17 protein-coding genes and 1 other RNA gene are annotated in these 14,894 nt (G+C 53.0%); 6 read left to right on the forward strand and 12 right to left on the reverse strand.

Annotated elements, in window-relative coordinates; translation table 11 throughout:
• Nucleotides 1–11: 11 nt before the first annotated feature.
• The 3 genes from rsmH to rsmI all read right to left on the reverse strand — a co-directional run bounded on the left by rsmH (nucleotide 12) and on the right by rsmI (nucleotide 2,284).
• Nucleotides 12–968: a 16S rRNA (cytosine(1402)-N(4))-methyltransferase RsmH gene (rsmH, locus tag LG301_RS09535; RefSeq protein ID WP_404470897.1), complete on the reverse strand. Its 957-nt coding sequence runs from the start codon at nucleotides 966–968 to the stop codon at nucleotides 12–14.
• A gap of 54 nt (nucleotides 969–1,022) precedes the next feature.
• An RNA gene (rnpB, locus tag LG301_RS09540) (RNase P RNA component class A) lies at nucleotides 1,023–1,394 on the reverse strand.
• Nucleotides 1,395–1,426: 32 nt separating this feature from the next.
• The gene (gene rsmI / locus LG301_RS09545) at nucleotides 1,427–2,284 is read right to left on the reverse strand and encodes a 16S rRNA (cytidine(1402)-2'-O)-methyltransferase (RefSeq protein ID WP_404470899.1); all 858 of its coding nucleotides are present in this window, start codon (nucleotides 2,282–2,284) and stop codon (nucleotides 1,427–1,429) included.
• A gap of 112 nt (nucleotides 2,285–2,396) precedes the next feature.
• Between rsmI and LG301_RS09550 the strand changes: the two genes are divergently transcribed.
• The 4 genes from LG301_RS09550 to LG301_RS09565 are packed head-to-tail and all read left to right on the forward strand — an operon-like array spanning nucleotide 2,397 to nucleotide 5,494.
• On the forward strand, nucleotides 2,397–3,902 hold the full coding sequence (locus LG301_RS09550) for a penicillin-binding protein activator (RefSeq protein ID WP_404470902.1): 1,506 nt from the start codon (nucleotides 2,397–2,399) through the stop codon (nucleotides 3,900–3,902).
• Nucleotides 3,892–4,263 (forward strand): YraN family protein, encoded by a 372-nt coding sequence (locus tag LG301_RS09555; RefSeq protein ID WP_404470904.1) that lies wholly within the window; start codon nucleotides 3,892–3,894, stop codon nucleotides 4,261–4,263. The genes LG301_RS09550 and LG301_RS09555 overlap by 11 nt, the downstream gene beginning before the upstream one ends.
• A gap of 22 nt (nucleotides 4,264–4,285) precedes the next feature.
• A complete protein-coding gene (locus tag LG301_RS09560; protein WP_404470906.1) occupies nucleotides 4,286–4,879 on the forward strand; it encodes a phosphoheptose isomerase in 594 nt (197 codons plus the stop codon).
• A gap of 42 nt (nucleotides 4,880–4,921) precedes the next feature.
• Nucleotides 4,922–5,494: a BON domain-containing protein gene (locus tag LG301_RS09565; RefSeq protein WP_404470908.1), complete on the forward strand. Its 573-nt coding sequence runs from the start codon at nucleotides 4,922–4,924 to the stop codon at nucleotides 5,492–5,494.
• Nucleotides 5,495–5,598: 104 nt separating this feature from the next.
• Here the strand turns inward: LG301_RS09565 and LG301_RS09570 are convergent, their stop codons facing one another.
• The 8 genes from LG301_RS09570 to zapE all read right to left on the reverse strand — a co-directional run bounded on the left by LG301_RS09570 (nucleotide 5,599) and on the right by zapE (nucleotide 11,965).
• The gene (locus LG301_RS09570) at nucleotides 5,599–6,102 is read right to left on the reverse strand and encodes a ClpXP protease specificity-enhancing factor (RefSeq protein ID WP_404470910.1); all 504 of its coding nucleotides are present in this window, start codon (nucleotides 6,100–6,102) and stop codon (nucleotides 5,599–5,601) included.
• 60 nt (nucleotides 6,103–6,162) lie between these two features.
• Nucleotides 6,163–6,789 (reverse strand): stringent starvation protein SspA, encoded by a 627-nt coding sequence (gene sspA, locus LG301_RS09575; RefSeq protein ID WP_263068307.1) that lies wholly within the window; start codon nucleotides 6,787–6,789, stop codon nucleotides 6,163–6,165.
• A 151-nt stretch (nucleotides 6,790–6,940) separates the two neighbouring features.
• The gene (locus LG301_RS09580; protein ID WP_404470913.1) at nucleotides 6,941–7,708 is read right to left on the reverse strand and encodes a cytochrome c1; all 768 of its coding nucleotides are present in this window, start codon (nucleotides 7,706–7,708) and stop codon (nucleotides 6,941–6,943) included.
• Nucleotides 7,708–8,967 carry a cytochrome bc complex cytochrome b subunit gene (locus LG301_RS09585; protein WP_404342129.1) on the reverse strand — a complete coding sequence of 420 codons (1,260 nt, stop codon included), beginning with the start codon at nucleotides 8,965–8,967 and terminating at the stop codon, nucleotides 7,708–7,710. The genes LG301_RS09580 and LG301_RS09585 overlap by 1 nt, the downstream gene beginning before the upstream one ends.
• Nucleotides 8,967–9,566, reverse strand: coding sequence for a ubiquinol-cytochrome c reductase iron-sulfur subunit (gene petA / locus LG301_RS09590; protein WP_404470914.1), 600 nt, complete (start codon nucleotides 9,564–9,566; stop codon nucleotides 8,967–8,969). The genes LG301_RS09585 and petA overlap by 1 nt, the downstream gene beginning before the upstream one ends.
• Nucleotides 9,567–9,775: 209 nt before the next feature.
• The gene (gene rpsI, locus LG301_RS09595; protein ID WP_263068301.1) at nucleotides 9,776–10,165 is read right to left on the reverse strand and encodes a 30S ribosomal protein S9; all 390 of its coding nucleotides are present in this window, start codon (nucleotides 10,163–10,165) and stop codon (nucleotides 9,776–9,778) included.
• A gap of 13 nt (nucleotides 10,166–10,178) precedes the next feature.
• A complete protein-coding gene (gene rplM, locus LG301_RS09600) occupies nucleotides 10,179–10,607 on the reverse strand; it encodes a 50S ribosomal protein L13 (RefSeq protein WP_106373125.1) in 429 nt (142 codons plus the stop codon).
• A gap of 176 nt (nucleotides 10,608–10,783) precedes the next feature.
• Nucleotides 10,784–11,965, reverse strand: a complete 1,182-nt coding sequence (gene zapE, locus LG301_RS09605; protein WP_404470917.1) for a cell division protein ZapE — start codon at nucleotides 11,963–11,965, stop codon at nucleotides 10,784–10,786.
• Between the two features lie 210 nt (nucleotides 11,966–12,175).
• Between zapE and LG301_RS09610 the strand changes: the two genes are divergently transcribed.
• Nucleotides 12,176–12,631, forward strand: a complete 456-nt coding sequence (locus LG301_RS09610; RefSeq protein ID WP_404470919.1) for a ZapG family protein — start codon at nucleotides 12,176–12,178, stop codon at nucleotides 12,629–12,631.
• 106 nt (nucleotides 12,632–12,737) lie between these two features.
• Here LG301_RS09610 and LG301_RS09615 read toward each other — a convergent pair whose 3' ends face one another.
• Nucleotides 12,738–13,499 (reverse strand): Nif3-like dinuclear metal center hexameric protein, encoded by a 762-nt coding sequence (locus LG301_RS09615; protein ID WP_404470920.1) that lies wholly within the window; start codon nucleotides 13,497–13,499, stop codon nucleotides 12,738–12,740.
• Between the two features lie 138 nt (nucleotides 13,500–13,637).
• Between LG301_RS09615 and LG301_RS09620 the strand changes: the two genes are divergently transcribed.
• Nucleotides 13,638–14,882, forward strand: coding sequence for a Do family serine endopeptidase (locus tag LG301_RS09620; protein WP_404470921.1), 1,245 nt, complete (start codon nucleotides 13,638–13,640; stop codon nucleotides 14,880–14,882).
• Nucleotides 14,883–14,894 lie beyond the last annotated feature (12 nt).

Consider the following 14,894-nt stretch of genomic DNA (forward strand, 5'->3'; position numbering starts at 1 on the left):
ATCATCCGTGATCACATTCGTTTGCGGGCGGCTCGCATCACAGCGCTTCGTGCCCGCGGGTTAGCATCCACTTCAGCATCACTTGGCCTTACGCCTTTGCCTAGTGCCTCAAGGCGACGATTTAACTGGTCATCACGGATTGGAACACCCCGAGGCAAATGGGTATCTCCGCGCACATGATGGCGAATAAACCGCTTAACCCGACGATCCTCTAACGAGTGAAAGCTAATCACCACTAAGTGCCCGCCTGGAGCTAGGGCGTCAAGCGCCGCTTCGAGCGCGGCGTCAAGCTGCTCTAACTCGCCGTTTAGATAAATACGCAGGCCTTGGAACGCCTTCGTTGCCGGGTGCCGGCCCTTTTCCCAAGCGGGATGGGCGGTTTTAAGCACCTCGGCTAAATCTACCGTGTGGGTAAACGGCGTTTCACGGCGGCGCGTGACGACCGCTCGCGCGAGACGCTTGGCATAGCGCTCTTCACCAAATGTTTTGAAGACGTGGGCAATATCCGCTTCGCTGGCACGGGCTAAAAACTCTGCGGCACTCTCTCCCTGGGTTGGATCCATACGCATATCCAGCGGCCCGTTGCGCATAAAGCTGAAACCACGCTCTGGATCGTCCAACTGCGGAGAAGAGACACCCACATCAAGCAACACGCCCGACAGCTTGCCGTGCAGCTCTTGCTCTTGGGCGTACTCAGCCAAACGCGCGAACTCACGCTGAGTAATTTGAAAGCGGGAATCATCAATATCCGCGGCGGCGGCAATGGCCTGGGGGTCACGATCCATCGCCAATAAGCGTCCCTGCCCGCTTAAACGTGAAAGGATAACGCGAGAATGCCCGCCTCGGCCAAACGTGCCGTCTATGTAGATTCCGTCGGGGTCGTGGACTAATGCATCAACCGCGCCTTCTAACAACACGCTGGTATGGCGAAAGCTAGGAGCGACCTGGTCAGCGTCAGGAGAAGGCATGTTACTCTCACACAAAAATTGGGAGGGCGTGCTGAGCACACCCTTATAATGGAAATGGGGAGTCGGCCGATAAGCCGGGTTCTGTCGTGGACAGTCATTCCTCTAGGCACTACGTCACCGTAGCGCTCAAGCAACCTACCCGAACCCAGCGCGGGCCACGCCATTGGGTTCCTATTTGGTCTTGCTCCGAGTGGGGTTTACCATGCCACGCACTGTTACCAGGCGCGCGGTGCGCTCTTACCGCACCCTTTCACCCTTACCGGCCCCTGAGGTTTATTTCAGGGGCTTAGGCGGTCTACTCTCTGCTGCACTTTCCGTCGGCTTACACCGCCCAGGCGTTACCTGGCACTCTGCCCTGTGGAGCCCGGACTTTCCTCCCCCAATAACCCTTACGGGAATATTAGCGGCGACTGTCTGGCCAACTCCGGCGGCAAGCATACCAGCGCCCTGCGTTTGCCTCAATGCTCACCTTTCATTGCTTGCAATCTGGCATACCACTCCTGCTTACGCCCCCCTAACATTTTGGCTGCCACCGCCGCCCCTTGCTTAACGCCTATACCCTCGGCCAGCAGTGATTTCAGCAGTTCATCGGCATGAATCGCTTGATGATCGCCCGCCGCGACCGCCGGTGCCCCCGAAATGATCACCACAAACTCCCCTCTAGCCTGATTGGGGTCGTCTGTCAAACAGCCAATCAACTCCTCGGGGGAGCCATGCAGAAACGTTTCAAAGGTTTTGGTTAGCTCTCTAGCCAATACGACGTTGCGCGAGGGCATTTGTTCTCGCAACGCTTCCAAGGTATGCAGAATGCGATGAGGCGACTCGTAAAACACCAGTGTCTCTTCCCGTGATTCCCACTGCGCTAATACCTGACGGCGCGCTCCGGGCTTTGCGGGTAAAAAACCGCCAAACGTGAATCGATCCGTGGGCAAGCCCGCTCCCGATAGCGCAGTCACCAGCGCGCAAGCACCCGGCAACGGCACGATTTTGCGCCCGCGCGCGCGTAGTTCTCTAACCAGCACAAACCCCGGATCGCTAATTAACGGCGTACCTGCATCACTGATTAGCGCAATATCCTCGCCTGCCTCAAGGTAGGCATCGAGCGTCTCTACACGGCGCGCTTCATTATGGTCATGCAGTGACAGCATGGGCTTATTAATTCCAAGATGGGCTAACAAACGCCCGCTATGCCGGGTGTCTTCAGCAGCAATCCGCGATACCTGCGCTAATACCCGGGCAGCTCGTGGCGTTAGGTCTTCCAAATTCCCAATTGGGGTAGCAACCACGTACAATGTACCCGGATCTTGGTGTGTCATCATGACTCCCGATTTGTTAATGGCTTGCCCTGACGGTGCGCTATGCTAATGCAAAAGCTTACCCCCTGCTCGCTGAGCGGCGACAGCGCAAATGGAAACTAAGGAAGGATACATGAAACAGTCATTACGTGGCTTACTCGCCACTGCCTTCATGGCACTTTTCATCACAGGGTGTGCCATGCAGCCGCCCAGCGTGGTCGATCGAGTACCTGCCCAGGATGCTAACCGCTTACTTAGCCAAGCTGAACAGCAAGCCCCTGAACAAGCGGCACAAACACGCCTAGAAGCGGCAAATATTCTTGTCCAGCAGGGACAACGAGAAAACGCATTTGAAGCGGCGGATTCGCTTGATGAAAGCCTGCTTTCTGATACCGATCGCGTTCGCTGGGCACTGCTATATTCTGAACTTGCCCGTGGTTTAAACAACCCTCGCGCAGTACTACGCGCCACCCAGGTGCTTGATGACGAGCTGCCCATGCAAGCCAATCAGCAGGAAACGCTTGCTGAGCGTCAGCAATGGGCCAGGGAAGCACTCGACCAGCCAGGCGTTTCAGCTGTCGCGCTTCCCGAACTTGAAGGCGCCAACATTCAGCGCATCCTTGTGGCGCTGCCGGAATCCGGCCCTTTAAGCAGTGTCGCCTCCACTATTGCCACGGCCATGCGTCACCATAATGAAATTCGTGGTAACAATGTGCAGCTGAACTTTTTAGATTCCTCCCAATTCTCGCTGGATGAGATTTATAACCGTGCCGCGCAGATGAATGCACAGCTGGTGATTGGCCCGCTCGATAAAGACCAAGTCACCCAACTGGAGCAGCGCGACAGCGTGCCGATGCCTACGCTAGCGCTTAACTATGGCAACAGCGATCGTAACCGTGCCAACCGCCTACTCCAGTACGGCTTATCTGCTGAAGATGAAGCTCGCCAGGCAGCTCGCCGCGCCTATATGGATGGTCACCGCCAAATGTCCGTAATGGTACCTGACAATGACTGGGGTCGACGTGTCGGAGAAGCCTTTTGGAATGAGTATCATCGCCAAGGTGGCGAAGTTACCAACGCCGTGCGCTACAACCCTGGCAGCTCGGTTTCTAATGCCGTACAAACCGCGCTTAATGTAAGCGGCGAGCGCGCACGTCTTGGCAACATTGATGCACTGTTTTTGTTAGCACTACCTGATTACGCACGACAAGTACCGCCCACCCTGGATTACTACTACGCGCCAGATCTGCCTATTTATGCGACCTCACATCTGCATGAAGGCCGCCAGCAAACGCGCCTGGATCAAGATCTAAACGACGTCATGTTTATGGATATTCCTTGGCAAATTCCTGACGCAGCCGTCGGCGGCGAAGAAGTTTTACCTTTCTACAGTACGTATCAACGCCTTCGCGATGAAACAGACGCCTCTTCATTTCGTCTAATGGCGATGGGGGTCGATGCCCTAGAACTTGCCACGCGCCTGTCGGACCTTTCAACACTTGAAGGGCTGAGCGGGAGTACCGGCACACTGCGCCTCACCGATGACGGCCGTATTTACCGCGAACTCCCTTGGGCAAAATTCCAGAACGGCACACCTTCACCGATCTTAATCCCCGGCCTGTTGGGAAATGACGAATAACGCCCGCACAGCTCGGTTCCGCGGCGCAGCCATTGAGCAACTTGCTGCTCAATGGCTGCAGCAGCAAGGGTTAAGCTTGGTCACTAGCAATCATCATGTTAAAGGTGGCGAGCTGGATCTGGTAATGATGGATCAAGACATTTTGGTCTTTATCGAGGTCAAACACCGCACCACAACTCGCTTCGGACACCCTTTAGAAACCGTTAACGCCCAAAAGCGACGGCGCTTAATCCGTGCCGCCAGTTTATATATAGCGCGATACACTGTTTCCAGCCCTTGCCGCTTTGATATTCTAGCCATTACTGGCACACCACCCTCTCTTGAGTTTCACTGGGAAAAAGCAGCCTTTGACGCTTATTGACCCTTTTAACAAGGAAGCCCTAATGGACTTTCAATCACGCATACTTGACCACTTCAATGCCAGCATTGATACCAAGACTTACGCCAGCGAAGTACTACCACCGTTCATTGAGGTCGCCAGCCAAATGATGGTGCAGTGCTTGGTCAACGAAGGAAAAATCCTGGCATGTGGCAATGGTGGAAGCGCAGGCGATAGCCAGCACTTCTCCTCTGAATTACTTAACCGCTTCGAGCGAGAGCGCCCTAGCCTACCGGCTTTAGCCTTAACAACAGACACGTCTACGCTGACATCTATTGCAAACGATTACAGTTACAACGAGGTTTTTTCAAAACAAATTAGAGCACTTGGTCAACCTGGCGATGTCTTACTGGCTATCTCGACCAGCGGCAACTCAGCCAATATCGTTCAAGCCATCCAGGCTGCTCACGACCGAGAAATGACCGTTGTAGCACTCACTGGGCGTGATGGCGGTAATATGGCATCGCTTTTAGGACAGGATGATTGTGAAATCCGCGTTCCCGCCACCTCCACGGCCCGCATTCAAGAAGTACACCTACTCGTCATCCACTGTTTATGTGATTTAATTGATGAACAGCTATTTGGTGGCGCTGCCTAAATAGCCATACGCCTACTTATCCCTCTTATAGGAACCACCACCATGGCCCTAAGTTTCTCCTCTCGAAAACTTATTTTGGCTGCTCTATGCAGCGCCGTTCTACTCAGCGGTTGCGCCAACAACACGGCAGCAAATCCTGCCAATTACGGCCAGCGCAGCAATGATGTCCAAGCGGTCGACGCAACCATTGAGCGTGAAGCTGAACGCGCACTTACCCGCGCCGACGCTCGACTTGGGGACGCACGGATTCGCGCGCACAGTTATGATGGTACCTTGTTGCTCGTCGGCCAAGTACCAAGCGAAGAACTTCGCTCTAAGGCAGGCGACGTTGTTAGCTCGCTGAGAGGTGTTAACAAGGTGCATAACGAACTCAGCATTGCGGCAAACTTACCCGCCAGCCAACGCCTGAGTGACACATGGCTGACAACCAATGTCATTAGCCATTTAGCCACTAACGACCGCATCGACTCTTCTAAATTAAAAGTGACCACTGAGAACGCCAGCGTTTACTTAATGGGCACGGTGACACGTGAAGAAGCGGATCGCATTGTGAATGCCGCCTCTTCGGTAGCCGGCATTCAGCGGATCGTCAAAGTGTTCGACTATATTGAATAGTTCAAGCCAGCCATAGCGCTAAAAAAGCCCCACATGAAGAAGTTCACGTGGGGCTTTTAGTTGGCCATCACCGTACCAAGCAAGACGTTACCTAAGAGAAGGTATTATTTCACCACGCGCAGCGTAGGCTTTTTCTTCGCGTCATCTTTCTTTGAGGCGGACTTCCCCCCCAGTTTCTCAGAAGACGTTTCAGTTACGGTGAGTTCGGGCTTAGAGGCTTTAGCAGACTCATCCCTGTCTTCATCACCACGCTCTGCGTCATCAAGATCGATATCATCGAACTCGGCTGAACCCAGCTCCGGCTCGTGGCCAAACACCATGCCTGCCCCATTTTCTCGGGCATAAATCGCAATTAACGCAGGCGTAGGAATCATCACTTGCATCGGCTGTCCGCCAAAGCGCGCACTAAAGCCAATGGCCTGATTTTCCATAAACAGGTCACGCACCGCCGTAGGCGCTGCATTGAGCACTATTTGCCCATTTTGCACGAACTGTCGGGGCACCTCGACGCCTGGCTGTGTTGCATCCACAACAAAGTAAGGCGTCAATTCATTATCTAGCAGCCACTCATAAAGGGCTCGGGCGAGATAGGGACGGCTCGATTTCATAAGACTCCCTCCTCCAGCAAACACCCCCGCTACTGGCTTAAGCTAAGGGGCAATATGAATTCAAGCGCGCATCTCTTTTTCACGCTCATTTAAAGAGGCCTTAAACGCTTCACGCTCAAACACACGCGACATATAGCTCAAGAGCGGCTTCACTTGCTTTTCTGGTAGCTCAATATTCAGCTCTGGCAAGCGCCATAGAATGGGCGCGAGACAGCAGTCTACCAAGGTAAACTCCTCACTCATGAAGAAGGGCATATCTTCAAAAATGGGGGATATACCAATCAAGCTTTCACGCAGCTCTTTACGTGCTTTGTCGGCCTCTTTCTTACCGCCACTCCGAATCTGCTCAAGCATCGGGCACCACTCGCGCTCAATACGATGCATCCAAAGGCGGCTTTGCGCTCGCGCCACCGGATAGACAGGCAACAGAGGAGGATGAGGGAAACGCTCATCCAGGTACTCCATCATAACCTTAGACTCATAAAGCACTAAGTCACGATCGAGCAGCGTGGGCACACTGTTATAAGGATTGAGGTCTGCCAACTCTTCAGGTGGCTGCCCATCAACAACTTCAACGATATCGACAGCTACACCCTTTTCAGCCAGCACAATGCGTACACGATGACTGAAATGATCATCACTACCTGAGTAAAAGATCATTGACGACCGCTTGGCCACAACACCCATGAAAGCATCCTCACATCAAAACAATCTGGAATAATAACACGCTAGCCCTACCTTAGGGGAAGATAGCCTGCTGCGCATAACAACGGAACAGACAAACAAAAGGCGCACGGCTCTCGCCGTGCGCCCTGCCTGCCTATCTCAACCTTACTAATCAGTGGACATCTCGCCAGTACTCACGCTTGAGCAAGTAAGCAATCACACCAAAAATGAAGATAAAGATGAGTACTTTAGGCGCTAGCGCCTGAGCCTGCAGCTTAGACGGCTCACCTACATAGGCAAGGAAGTTGGTCAAATCATATACCGCTTCCTCGAACTCATCAGGCTCCATAGAACCGGGCTGAGTCACCTGAAGTACGTCACAAGACTGGTACTTGCCTGACAAAGGATCCGGGGATTGACCCGCGACAGGCTGATCCGTTTCAGAGCACACCATCTCTTGAACGCCTTGCAGCGGCTCCAGCACGTTGGGCATCGCTGACGCTTCAAGCACCATATTGTTTACACCCAGCGGCTGATCAGGATCCCGGTAGAACGTCAGCAAGTAGGAGTAAATATAGTCTGAACCCCGGAGACGGTTAAACAGAGTAAGATCTGGCGGTGCAACACCAAACCAAGATTCAGCATCCCCGCTATCCATCGCATTATGCATCTGATCGTTGAAGGCTAGGTCAGAGGCAAAAATCAGATTTTCCTCTACCAACTCCTGCGGAATCCCCAAATCGTCAGCGGCACGCGCAAAACGCTGATGCTCCAGAGAATGACAGCCCATGCAGTAATTGACATAGAGCTTCATGCCATTCTGCAGAGATGCTTGATCCTGAAGATCTGGCTCCATACTGTGAGGCACACTTGCGCCACCAGCAGCCATTGCCGTTACTGGTATCAACGCAAAGAGCAGTGCAAATAGTTGCTTTTTCATTAGCCAGTCACCCTTTCCGGAACGGGTTTAGTCTTCTCCAGCTTGGTGTAGAACGGCATGAGCAAGAAGAAGGCGAAGTAAATGGCTGTACACACCTGCGCTAGAATCGTGCGGCCAGTGGTTGACGGCAACACACCTAGAACGCCCAGAATCACAAAGCTAATGCAGAACAGTAGCAACATGACTTTAGACATCCAGCCTTTGTAGCGCATGGAACGCACGGGGCTGCGATCAAGCCACGGCAACACGAACAGCACAGCAATGGCCGCACCCATGCAAACAACACCCAGGAACTTAGCGTCAAGTCCGAACAGAGAGAAGGTGATCGCACGCAGAATGGCGTAGAACGGCGTAAAGTACCAAACAGGCGCAATATGGTCAGGTGTTTTCAGCGGGTTAGCCGGTTCAAAGTTCGGCTTCTCGATGAAATAACCACCCCCTTCAGGGAAGTAGAACACCACCACACAGAAAACAAACAAGAAGATCGCAATACCCACCAAGTCTTTAACGGTGTAGTAAGGATGGAACGGAATGCCATCAAGAGGCTTCCCGGTCTCGTCTTTTTTCTGCTTAATGTCGATACCGTCAGGGTTGTTAGACCCTACTTCGTGCAGCGCGATAATGTGCAGTACGACCAGTGCCAAAATGACGATGGGCAGCGCTACCACATGAAGCGCAAAGAAACGGTTGAGCGTAATACCTGAAATCAGGAAGTCACCGCGCACCCACTGAGCGAGATCTGGGCCAATGCCAGGAATGGCTGAGAACAGCGAAATGATAACCTGCGCGCCCCAATAAGACATCTGCCCCCAAGGCAGCAGATAACCCATAAAGGCTTCTGCCATCAGCAGCAGATATATGGTCATACCAAAGATCCACACCAGCTCACGGGGAGCTTTGTAAGAACCGTACATCAAGCCGCGGAACATATGCATATAAATCACCACGAAAAAGGCTGACGCCCCCGTGGTATGCATGTAGCGAATCAGCCAACCCCACTCCACATCACGCATGATGTACTCAACCGACGCAAACGCGCCTTCGGCTGATGGGTTAAAGCTCATGGTCAACCACACACCGGTCAATATTTGGTTTACCAGCACTAGCAACGCCAGCACACCAAAAATATAGAAGAAGTTGAAGTTCTTCGGTGCGTAATACTTGGTTAAGTGGTCTTGCATCATTTGTGTCGCAGGGAAACGATCATCCACCCAGCGCATGATGCCGCTTTCGGCCTTCGCCTTATTTGGATTAGCCATTATGCAGCCTCCTCGTCTTCGCCGACCACGATGATGTCATCGCTTTCGAAACGGTAGGGCGGCACTTCAAGGTTAGTCGGCGCAGGGACGTTAGTGTACACGCGGCCAGCTAAATCAAAGCGGGAACCGTGGCATGGACAGAAGAAACCGCCCGGCCAGTTGCTCACGCCCACCCCTTCAGCATTTGGCTCGGGCCGATACAGTGGCGAACAGCCCAAATGCGTACAAATGCCGACCAACACCCCTATCTCTGGCCTAATAGAACGCAGACCGCCTTGAATATAAGCAGGCTGCTGTGGCACTTCAGACTCAGGATCGGCAAGCGTGCTTGCGTCTAGCGCTTCAGTCCGCTCAATCATTTCGGGCGTACGATTGATAATCCATACCGGACGACCGCGCCACTCGACGGTCATGCGCTGGCCAGGCTCAAGCTTCGATATATCCGCTTGGACTGGCGCGCCTGCCGCTCTTGCCTTGGCACTAGGCTGCCAAGAAGCCACAAAGGGGACCGCAACCCCGACAGCACCCACCGCCCCAACAACGGAGGTGGCGCCCACGAGGAAACGGCGCCGACCTTTGTTTACGCCGTTATCTGCCATTTCTGGTTTCTCCCATCAGCTTACCCGTTCCGTCGCAAAGGCGTCTTGCGACGACGAATATCAAATACGCTCTATGTTAAAAAAACAAAGCGCTCGACACAAGAACAACCACCCGTGACCATGGTGGTAGGAGCCTTATAATATTATGTTTTTTCAATAAAAAACGCCCAGGTCGTTGACCTGGGCGTTTTTGCCGCATAGCGTAAAAATTAACGCTTAGAGAACTGCGGACGACGACGCGCTTTACGCAGGCCGACTTTCTTACGCTCAACTTGACGCGCATCACGGGTTACGTAGCCAGCAGCACGCAACGTGGGACGCAGGTCTTCGTTGTAATTCATCAATGCACGAGTGATACCGTGACGGATAGCACCTGCTTGCGAGGAGTTACCACCACCGGCCACCGTAACAACGATGTCAAATTGGTTAAGTGTCTCAGTCAACTCAAGCGGCTGGCGGACAACCATGCGACCTGTAACGCGACCGAAATATAAATCGAGATCCTGGCTGTTGACAGTAATTTTGCCAGAGCCCGGCTTCATAAACACGCGAGCGGTGGAAGTCTTGCGGCGCCCGGTACCGTAATACTGCTGTGTCATGGCGAAGATTTCCTCAGATGTTCAGTTCAAGCGGCTGTTGGGCAGCATGCGGATGCTCGGCACCGGCGTACACTTTTAACTTGGAGTACATGGCGCGACCTAACGGGCCTTTCGGCAACATGCCTTTAACAGCAAACTCAATGATACGCTCAGGCGCATGATCAAGCATTTTGTCAAACGTCATGGAACGCAGACCGCCCGGATAACCAGTATGGCGGTAATAGGTCTTAGCCTTCGCCTTGTTGCCGGTCACTTGGACTTTCTCGGCATTGATAACAACGATGTAGTCGCCAGTATCAACGTGAGGGGTAAATTCGGGCTTATGCTTGCCACGCAGGCGGCGAGCAATCTCGGTTGCCAGACGACCGAGCGTTTTGTCCGTAGCGTCGACAACATACCAGTCGCGCTGGACGGACTGCGGCTTAGCACTGAACGTCTTCATGGATGAAATCACCAGATTAAGTGTGTGGGGCGACAAACACCGCTAAGCGGTGAAGCACCATCCCTATTTTTTTTGGTTGCCAACTAATGCTGACAACATGTAGCGAGGCGGCATTCTACATTAAGCATGCGCTCAAGTTAAGTGCTCTGCTGCTTTTTTTAGCGCACGCTTCCGCCCTATGGCTTATGGGCTAGCGCCAAATACTCGTGGGACTGCATTTCCTGCAACCGAGATAAGGTACGCTGAAATTCAAACGTCAGCTTTCCGTTGCTATAAAGCGACTCCACCGGCACTTCTGCGGACATCAATAGCTTCACACCACGATCGTAAAACTCATCCACCATATTGATAAAGCGACGTGCTTGATCGTCTGACTTGCCATCCATACGGGGCACATTAGCGACAAGAACCGTATGAAACTCACGCGCAAGTTCGATGTAGTCGTTTTGACTGCGTGGTCCATCACACAGCTCCGTAAACTCAAACCACACGACATCTTCGTGCAGTCGACGCGTTTTAAGCACCCGATGATTCACCTCAAGCGGCGCTTCCTCTTCCCCAGGCTGACCGGCAATCTCTCTAAAGCTGCGCGCCAGCTCTTTCTCTGCAGCGTCATCCAAAGGCGCATGAAAAATTTCAGCCCGCTCAAGGGCACGCAAGCGATAGTCAATGCCCGAATCCACGTTGACCACTTCACAATGACGATTTACCAGATCAATAGCCGGCACGAACCGCGCTCGCTGCAAACCATCTTTATAAAGGTCATCCGGGACAATATTCGAGGTTGCTACTAGGACCACGCCACGCTCGAAGAGCGCTTCCAATAAATTAGCTAGAATCATGGCGTCGGTGATGTCTTTGACAAAGAACTCGTCAAAACAGATTACGCGCGCTTCAGCTGCAAACTTACCGGCAATCAGCGTTAGCGGGTTTTTCTCCCCCCGATAGTGCGTCAGCTCATTATGTACACGCTGCATGAAACGATGAAAGTGTGTGCGCATTTTTTCGGGGAACGGCAGCGCTTCGTAAAACGTATCGACTAAATAAGTTTTCCCACGCCCTACCCCCCCCCAGAAATAGAGGCCACGCACCGTCGGTAATAACGGTTCACTAGGCGACTTTTTCTTGCCCATTAATCCAGCCACTTTAGCTTTGAGGCCTCTATTTACCACCATCGTTTTAGGCGCTTTCGCAGGCGCTGCCACCAACTCATCGTAAAGCCGCTGAAGGTGCTTAACAGCTATCTCCTGTGCCGGATCGTACTGGAAGTCATCGCGGGTTAAGTCAGCGCGATAACGCTCCATCGGCGTTTGTCGCCGGGTTTGACCCGATACCTGCTGTCCAGATGATGATGGCATCCGTTTCGCCTCCTTCAGCGTTAGCGTTAACTCATACACCCTCGTTCGGGCATGCTTTAATACAAAAAAGGGCTAATTATACGCTGCTCGCCTGCTAAGCGCATGAGCAGATTGACCTAACCGCCACGCAGACGCCTATAATGGGCTTTGTTTCGTTGGTGCACCCGCCGCACACTAAGGTGGTGCAACTCAACTTTCAGGGAGAACATCGTGGAAGCAAGCTCGCCATTTACCTTCGCAATCATTGGTATCATCGTTGGTTTTCTGATCGGCATGGTTGGTTATCGCTTGTTCAGCAAAGGCGAACGCCAACGTGCTGAACTCCGGCAAACGCTGCTGGAGCGTGAACACCACATCGCCGAACTTAAGAAAGCCATGGGCGGACTGAGTTTAGATGTTCGTCAGCGCCTGGCAAATATTCGTGCCGAAACCGACTTACTGGAGCAACAGCTTGAAGAAGACGCAACCCGCTGGAAGCTAGATAAAGCATCCAACGACGTGCTGGCAACAGGCACACCAACACCCAATACTGCGGATGCTGATGAAACACTGGCTATGCCCAGAGACTACGCGGACGGCAAGAGTGGCACCCTGTCTGAAGACTTTGGCTTAAAAGAGAGCGCTAGCGAACAAGAGACCTCAGCACCACAGCCTCCCCGCTATTAGCCCCCTCTATAAACAAGTGCTTTTAATGTTTGACGGCAGTAACAGCGTATTGTTACTGCCGTTTTAATAGATGTCCCATTGAAAACCCAACGGATCACGCTGCGGACTACGCTGGGTTATCGATATCCATAAAGCAGTGCTCCACTCCATACTCACTGGCCAGCCATTCGCCCAGCGCCTGCACACCGTAACGCTCAGTAGCATGATGACCCGCCGCAATATAGTGAATGCCCATCTCCCGAGCGATGTGAGTGGTACGCTCGGATATCTCGCCTGATACAAAAGCTTGCGCCCCTCCCTCAAAGGCCGCGGAAATCATATCCTGGGCACCGCCTGTACACCACGCAATCTTATCCACATCGCCCACTCCAGGCGCTTCGATGACTAACGGGGCGCGATCTAGCACACCTGCTATTTGCTGCGCCAACCGCTGAAGCGATTGAGACTCTGCTACACGCCCGGTCCATAGCAAACCTTCACCGAGCTTACCATCCAAGCACCCCTCTACTCTCCAACCCAATCGCCTGGCCAACTCTGCGTTATTCCCCAGCTCCGCATGCGCATCCAGCGGCAAGTGATAAGCCAGTAAGTTAATATCGTTATCTAACAGCGTTTTTATGCGTTTTTGCTTCATTCCCGTAATCGCCACTGGCTCGTTTTTCCAGAAGTACCCGTGGTGCACCAGCACTAGATCAGCCTGCCAAGCCACTGCTTCATCTAAAAGCGATTGGCAAGCAGTGACTCCAGACATAATACGCTTAATGGTTGCTCGACCCTGCACCTGAAGTCCGTTAACGGTATAATCCTTAAACTGCAAAGACTGTAATTGATGGTCACATGCCGCCACTAACTGGTCACGATGAATCACACTGACTCCTTGACTGATTTATTAGCCGCCCTAAGGAACTAAGCAATTAAGTGTTACCATGTACCCATTGTAAAACTCGCATCGCGCTTACGCGAACCTCGCGACAATTAAGACTGCCACCCGCTGAGGAATTTACGCATGCACCGTTTTGTGCTGCCCTATTTATGGCCAATCATAACCGGATTACTAGTGGCCGCTCTGGCACTATTAGCTTTTCCTGAAAAAATTCCCAACCCCTTTCAGCAGGCATCGACCACCCCTGTTGAGACGCCGCCTTCACTGGTCTCAACCAGTAGCGAGCAACCTACCAATCGACCGCCACCAGAAATACGTCAGGCCGAGCCGCTGGCTCGCAACCAGGGTCCGGCGAGTTACTCAAACGCCGTTAATCAAGCAGCCCCTGCGGTCGTTAACATCTATTCATCTCGCATTGTTGAGCGCGACCAACATCCGCTCATGTCGGACCCCTTTTTTCAACAATTTTTCAGTGGAGATGACGCAACGACTCATCAACGCATGCTTTCCAGCCTGGGGTCTGGCGTCATCGTCAGCCAGGATGGCTACGTATTGACGAACCATCACGTCATTAATGGTGCCGACCAAATTCAAGTGGCCCTGCGTGATGGTCGTGAAACTCTGGCTGAGGTTGTCGGCACCGACCCAGAAAGCGACCTGGCGGTTCTGCGCATTAACCTCGACAATCTGCCCGTTATTGAGCTGACCAACTCCGAGAATGTTGCCGTCGGCGATGTGGCGCTAGCCATCGGCAACCCGTTTGGTGTCGGACAAACCGTCACCATGGGCATTATTAGCGCCACGGGGCGAAGCCATCTCGGATTGAATGCCTACGAAGACTTTATTCAAACCGATGCCGCCATTAACCCCGGCAACTCTGGCGGCGCTCTAGTGAATCCCGATGGCGCGCTAGTCGGCATTAATACGGCAATCTTCTCTCGCTCGGGAGGGTCTCAGGGGATAGGCTTTGCGATTCCCGCCAATTTAGCGCATAGCATTCTTAACGAGCTAGTAACACAAGGGCGCGTTATTCGCGGCTGGCTAGGGATTGAAGCTCAGGCACTTTCCCGTGAGCTTGCTGCATCGTTTGGTCTACGGACGCCTCAAGGAGTCATCGTCGCCGGGGTTGTCAACAGGGGGCCCGCAGCCAAAGCAGGCTTACAACCTGGCGACGTACTACTCTCAATTGATGGCCAAGCAATCTTGGATGCGCGCACCACAATGAGCGATATTGCCTCAATTCCGCCTGGCACCTCACTACCACTGACCATCGTCCGTAGCGGGGAAGTCATGGAAATGACGCTGGAAGTAGGTGAGCGGCCGGTACCTGATAATGCCACGTTAAGCGAGCGCCAGAGCGGCTCTTGAGCCAACCCTGGC

The sequence above is a fragment of the Vreelandella venusta genome (assembly GCF_044809155.1).
GTDB lineage: Bacteria > Pseudomonadota > Gammaproteobacteria > Pseudomonadales > Halomonadaceae > Vreelandella > Vreelandella venusta_B.